Source organism: Novosphingobium sp. (assembly GCF_031417815.1).
Lineage (GTDB): Bacteria > Pseudomonadota > Alphaproteobacteria > Sphingomonadales > Sphingomonadaceae > Novosphingobium.
Genome location: NZ_JANOWI010000010.1, coordinates 131,969 through 138,405, shown reverse-complemented (window position 1 = coordinate 138,405; position 6,437 = coordinate 131,969). Strand labels below are relative to the sequence as shown.

Here is a 6,437-nt window from a genome sequence, read left to right as displayed (position 1 = left end):
GTGGGCCTTTACCCCGCCAACTAGCTAATCCTACGCGGGCTCATCCCTTGCCGATAAATCTTTGGTCCGAAGACATTATCCGGTATTAGCAGTCATTTCTAACTGTTATTCCGAAGCAAGGGGCAGATTCCCACGCGTTACGCACCCGTGCGCCACTAACCACCCAACCGAAGCTGGGGGGTTCGTTCGACTTGCATGTGTTAGGCATGCCGCCAGCGTTCGTTCTGAGCCAGGATCAAACTCTCAAGTTTGTGTCCAATCTCACAACAGCACAGGCCGAAGCCTGCCATCTGACGTAAAATTAATTCAGGGATCAATTACCCTGCACATATCTAAACGTATGGTTACGTTAGGACATATGTAATGGTAACGACTATTTTAAACTGCCACCCCGAGCCCTGAAGCCCCGGGAGCAGGCGCCGTCGCCCACATGTCCCTTCATCTAAAACCGACAATGTCAAAGAGCCACCGACAAAACGAAGCGGACAACCATCGTACCCCGATCTTGTGATACCGGGGGACTGTTGTCCGTCTATGTTGGCGACCGGGGCGTTCGAGCCGTTTGAGCGGCGTTCCCGTCCGGTGAAGGGGCCTCTAAGCCTGCACCTTGATTCGGTCAACCGCCTTTTTGCAATTTTATTTCAATCGCGCGGAAATTCGCAGAAATCTGCCGATTTGGTGGCGGATTCAGACTGCGACTGAGACTGATTCTTACTCGACAAGGTAACTTTTCGCTCCACCTGCCGCGTCTGAAAGCCCCGTTTGCGGCTGAATCGTCTCTCCCATGGCCCCGTAGCTGACCGATCCCCCGGCCCGGCCTACGCAAACCGAATGTTTACCCTGTCAGGCTAAGGACTTTGGCGAAGGAAGCAGCGCGGCCGCGGTGCGCCAAGCCCAGGATATTTACCACACGATGACCATGCCTGCCGTCTCGGTCGCGATGAGCGTCTACAACGGCGAACGATTCCTCGTGCCCGCGATCGAGAGCGTGCTGGCGCAGACGATGGGGGATTTCGAATTCCTCATCCTCGATGATGGTTCGCGCGACCAGAGCCGGGCGCTTGCCGAAAGCTATGCCGCTCGCGATGCGCGGATCAGGGTGATTGCCCGCGAGAACCACGGTCTGGTGATCAGCCTCAACCAGCTGTTGGCCGAAGCGCGGGCACCGTTGGTGGCGCGGATGGATGCCGACGATATCTGCCTGCCCGAACGGTTTGCCCGCCAGATCGCCTTCCTGGCCCAGCACAACGATCACGGCGTGCTGGGATCGCGCACCAGCGATATCGATGAATATGACCGGCCCTATCCGCTGGCCGCCGGCGAACATCCCGAAACGCACGCAGAGCTGGTGCACAATATTGCGCACGGCGGCCCGCTGCTGGCGCACCCAACCGTCATGTACCGGCGCGACGTGGTGCTGGCAGCCGGCGGCTATCACCAGGCTTTCCGCCACTGCGAAGATTATGACCTGTGGCTGCGGCTGGCGGGGCGCACCCGGATCGCCAACCTGCCCGAACGGCTGCTGCGCTATCGCCACTATGCCGATCAAGTTTCGAGCCGCCATGCGCTGGAGCAACAGGTCGGCGTGGCGGTATCCTGTATGGCCTGGCAGGAACGGATGGCCGGGCGGCCCGATCCGACCGAGACGCTGCTGGCGCTGCCGCCGATTGCCGCACTCGATGATTTGTTCGGGCGGGCCGGAATTGCCAGCGAAGTGCGCGGGCGGGTGGCCCGTGCGCTGGTCTATTCGCGCAGCGCCTTGCGCGAGGGCGGCTTCGATATGCTGCTCGAACATGTCGGCGAAGGCGGCCGGGGCGCTGAATTGTGGCGCACCGTCGTGCGCCTGGCCCGGTTCGGCGAGCCGCGCCGCGCCTTGCAGCTGGCCGCCGCGCTGGCGCGGGGCTGACCCGCGTGAGCATCCGCCGCGCCGCAATCTGGAGCTTCGCCTCGCAATACGCGAGCTTTGCGATCCAGTTCGCCTCGAGCGTCATCATATCGCGCCTGTTCCTGCTGCCCGCCGATGTCGGGCTGTTCTCGATCGCGCTGGCGGCAGCCATGGTCGTGGCGATCTTTCAGGACATGGGGATCAGTCGCTTCGTTACCGGCCAGCCCGAGATGCGCGAGGCGCACCTTGGCGAATATGCCGCGGTCGCGGTCGGGCTTGGCTGGCTGATTGCTGCCCTGGTCGCGCTGGGTGCCGCGCCGCTGGCACACTTTTACGGCGAACCGGGGCTGACCCGGGTGATGCTGATCATCGCTGCTTCCTATGTCCTGTTCCCGTTCGGGATCGTGCCGTCCGCGATGCTGACCCGCGCGCTCAATTTCCGCCTGCTGTTCATTGCCAATGCCGCCAGCGCCCTGATCGGTGCGCTGGTGGCGATCGCTGCCGCTGCCGGTGGCGCCGGACCTGCGGCATTGGCCTGGGGGATGCTGGCGATGACCTCGGCGCGGCTGGGGATCGTGATGGCGGCCCATCCGGTGCGGCCGCGCCGGCCGGCCCATCTGGATAATGTCCGCGCGATGCTGGGCTTTGGCGGATCGTCGTTCGTGATCAGCCTGTCGGGCGCGGTTGGCATGCGCTGCCAGGATCTGATTGTCGGGCGTCTGCTGGGCGTGGCCGCAACCGGGCTGTTTACCCGCGCCAGCGCGCTTGCCGGGCAAATGACCACGCTGATGGTCGGCGCGATCAATTCGGTCTTCTATCCTGCCTTTGCAAAGAAACGCGATGCCGGCGAAGACCTGGCCGCGCCTTACCTGCACCTTATTGCCTGCAACACCGGGGTGAACTGGGCCGCCGCGATCGGCCTCGCGCTGGCCGCCGAACCGGTGGTCCATCTGCTATACGGGCCCAACTGGGATGCGGTGGCCCCGCTGCTGCGCTGGACCGCGCTGGCCGAGATGTTCTTCGTGGCCATGCCGCTGCAAATGGACGTGCCGATTTTGCTGGGCCGGATCAAGCCGCTGGTGTGGATCAACCTGTTCGATACCTTCATCACCATCGTGATCCTGGTCGTGTTCGCCACCTGGGGCCTTGAAGCGGCCGCGATCGGCCGGATCCTGACCGGGGCGATCTGGCTGGCGATCTATGCTTCTTATATCCCGCGCCTTGTCGGGATCCGGATGCGGCAGCTCGGCGCGGTCTATGCCAAGAGCCTGATCGTGGCGCTGGCGGCCGGCGCGCCGCTGGCACTGGCCAAGTGGAACGGCCTGGTGGGGGCCGATACGGGGTTCGTGGCCCTCGTCGGCCTTTGCCTGGCCGGGGCATGCTGCTGGCTGGTGGCGCTGCCACTGGTCAGGCACCCGTTCTGGCAGGAGCTGCGCCTGCTGCAGGCGCATTTCGGCAAACTGCGGACCACGCGGCTCTGACGTCCGGCGACATGGCGCTTTGCTTGCCCGCGTGGTAATGCCGGGCCGAGGAGCATGAGACCATGCCATTACATCCCGTATTCGCGCCGCTTTTGCCAATCCTGGCAATAATCCCGGCGCTGACCGCCCAGCAGGTCGCCCCGCAGGCCGCTGAAGTCGATGTCATCCAGACAACCCAGGATCGCCACCAGCGCATGACTGTGCCGGTGCGCGTTTCCGATCAGGGCCCGTTCCAGTTCCTGATCGATACCGGATCACAGAACACCGTGGTCTCATCCGCCTTGGCCAGCCAGCTTTCGCTGCAACCCCACAGCCGCGCCCGGCTGGTCGGCGTGGCCGGGGTGAAAATGGTCGATACCGTATCGATCGAGCAGATCGATCTGGGCACTCGCAGCTATTACAGCGTGCGCGCACCCACGCTTGAACGGTCCGATATTGGTGCCGATGGGATCCTCGGGCTCGACAGCCTGCAGGGCCAGCGCGTGCTGATCGATTTCCGCAAGGGCGTGATCCTGGTCAGCGATGCCAAGTCGCTGGGCGGCAACCGCGGGTTTGAGATCGTCGTCACTGCGCGGCGCCGTTCGGGCCAGCTGATCGTGACCGACGCCATGATCGACGGGGTGCGGGTCAACGTGGTGATCGATACCGGTGCCGAATATTCGATCGGTAACCGCGCCCTGCAGGCGGCGCTGCGCAACCGCAGCCCGCAAGGCCAGGCGACCTTGAAAAGCGTGACCGGCCAGGAAATCGTCGCCGATCTGGCGATGGCGACCTCGCTGGCGATCGACAATATCGGCTTTTCCCACGTCCTCATCGCCTATGCCGATTCGCCGCCGTTCGCCGTGCTGGGGCTCGACAAGAAGCCCGCGCTGTTCCTCGGCATGCGCGACCTGCGTTCGCTTGACCGCATCGCGATCGATTTCTCGACCCGGCGGATCTACTTCGACATGCCCGACGCGGCGTTTCGGAAATAGGGCTGTGCCAAAGACGGGTTGAGTTATTGTCTGGGTGATTAGCTGATCGCCTCCGCGATCAGCCTGCAACACCAACCCACTCCCGTGTCACAGATTCACGAACTACGTCCGGGGGACGTTTTCGCTGGGGCGCCCCGACCACCCCAAGGGTACCATGTAACGGGTGGTCGGGCAGGGGGAGTGGGCTGGTGTTGCAAGGTCAGACGAAAGTCTGACCGCACCGGCGTCAGCCGGATGAAAGACTCGACGCAGCCCAAAAGATTCCTAAATGGAACCGATGTCCCCGCCCCTTGCCCCTGCCGATCCCGCCGCCCGCCATGAAGGCTGGGGCACGCTGCGGCGGTTTCTGCCTTACCTGTGGCCAGCCGACCGACCGGGACTGCGCGCCCGGATCGTTGTGGCGCTGGCCCTGGTGGTCGCTTCAAAGCTGATCCAGCTGTCGATGGCCTGGCTGTATGGCCGCGCGATCGACCGGATGGTGCCGGGGATGGAAAGCACCGCGCAGATCGCGATCGCGCTGGTCGCCGCTTATGCCGGGGCGCGGTTTGCCGGGGTGCTGTTCGATAACTTGCGCAACGTGGTGTTCGAACGCGTTGGCCAGGATGCCACCCGCCAGCTGGCCGAACATGTTTTCATCCATCTCCATTCGCTGTCGCTGCGCTTCCACCTCAACCGGCGCACCGGCGCAGTGACCAAGGTGATCGAACGCGGGACCAAAAGCATCGATGTGATGCTCTATTTCATGCTGTTCAACATCGCCCCGACCGTGCTCGAACTGGTGCTGGTGTCGATCTACTTCAAGATCGAGTTCGGCTGGGGGATCGTCGGCGCGACCTGGGCGATGGTGGCGGCCTATATCCTGTTCACCACCAAGGTGACCAACTGGCGCAATGCCCTGCGCGAAAAGATGAACGAGCTCGACACGCAGACCGTCGCCAAATCGGTCGACAGCCTGCTGAACTACGAGACGGTCAAGTATTTCGGCGCCGAGAAGCGCGAGGCGGCGCGGTATGGCCAGGTGATCGGGCAATGGGCCGATGCTGCGGTCAAATCGGAAAACTCGCTCGCGCTGCTCAACGTCGGGCAATCGCTGATCACCAACCTGATGATGGCGGGCGCGATGGGCTTTGTGGTCTGGGGCTGGTCGATCGGCCGCTTTTCGACCGGCGATGTGGTGACGATCAACACGTTGCTGGCGCAGCTGTTTCGGCCGCTTGACCTGCTCGGCATGGTCTATCGCACGATCCGCCAGGGGCTGACCGACATGGCGGCGATGTTTGCGCTGCTGGATGAAGGTCAGGACGTGGCCGACGCACCCGGCGCGCCCGCGCTGGTCACGCAGCGCCCTTCGCTGGTTTTTGACAATGTGGTGTTCGGTTACGAGCATGATCGCACGATCCTGAAGGGCTTGTCGTTCGAAGTGCCGGCCGGCAGCCGGGTCGCGGTGGTCGGCCCGTCTGGCGCAGGCAAGAGCACGATCGCGCGGCTGGTGTTCCGGTTCTACGATCCGTGGGAGGGACGCATCCTGATTGATGGGCAGGATATCCGCGCGGTAACCCAGGCCAGTTTGCGCGCCGCAATCGGCATCGTCCCGCAAGAGTCCGTCCTGTTCAACGATACGATCGGCTATAACATCGCCTATGGCCGCGATGGCGCGGGCCCGGCCGAAGTCACAGCGGCGGCGCGCGGGGCGGCCTTGATGGGGCTGATCGAACGCCTGCCAGCCGGGTTCGACACCGAAGTGGGCGAACGCGGGTTAAAGCTTTCAGGCGGCGAGAAGCAGCGCGTCGCGATTGCCCGCACGCTGGTCAAGAACCCGCCGATCTTGCTGCTCGATGAAGCCACCAGCGCGCTTGATACCCGCACCGAGCAGGATATCCTGACCACGCTCCACGCGGTCACCGAAGGGCGCACATCGCTGTCGATCGCACACCGCCTGTCAACCGTGGCCGATGCTGACATGATCCTGGTGCTGAACGAGGGGAAGCTGGCCGAACAGGGCACCCACGCCCAGCTTCTGGGCAAACGCGGGCTCTATGCCGATATGTGGGCGCGCCAGGCCGAAGCAGTCGAGGACGCACAGGCTGCCGAATAGGC

General features: G+C 63.6%; 4 protein-coding genes and 1 rRNA gene. 4 read left to right on the top strand and 1 reads right to left on the bottom strand.

All coding sequences use genetic code 11. The features are described 5' to 3' along the window. Window positions 1–251 (bottom strand): 16S ribosomal RNA (locus tag RMN99_RS02680); the annotation flags it as partial. A 662-nt stretch (window positions 252–913) separates the two neighbouring features. On the opposite strand from RMN99_RS02680, the gene RMN99_RS02675 reads away from it, so the two are divergent. The 4 genes from RMN99_RS02675 to RMN99_RS02660 all read left to right on the top strand — a co-directional run bounded on the left by RMN99_RS02675 (window position 914) and on the right by RMN99_RS02660 (window position 6,435). After that, on the top strand, window positions 914–1,906 hold the full coding sequence (locus RMN99_RS02675) for a glycosyltransferase (protein WP_309621746.1): 993 nt from the start codon (window positions 914–916) through the stop codon (window positions 1,904–1,906). 5 nt (window positions 1,907–1,911) lie between these two features. Beyond that, entirely contained in the window at window positions 1,912–3,366 is a 1,455-nt protein-coding gene (locus RMN99_RS02670; RefSeq protein WP_309621745.1) for an oligosaccharide flippase family protein, read from the top strand. Between the two features lie 62 nt (window positions 3,367–3,428). Then, window positions 3,429–4,340, top strand: coding sequence for a retroviral-like aspartic protease family protein (locus RMN99_RS02665; protein WP_309621744.1), 912 nt, complete (start codon window positions 3,429–3,431; stop codon window positions 4,338–4,340). 268 nt (window positions 4,341–4,608) lie between these two features. Next, on the top strand, window positions 4,609–6,435 hold the full coding sequence (locus RMN99_RS02660; RefSeq protein WP_409035226.1) for an ABCB family ABC transporter ATP-binding protein/permease: 1,827 nt from the start codon (window positions 4,609–4,611) through the stop codon (window positions 6,433–6,435). Window positions 6,436–6,437 lie beyond the last annotated feature (2 nt).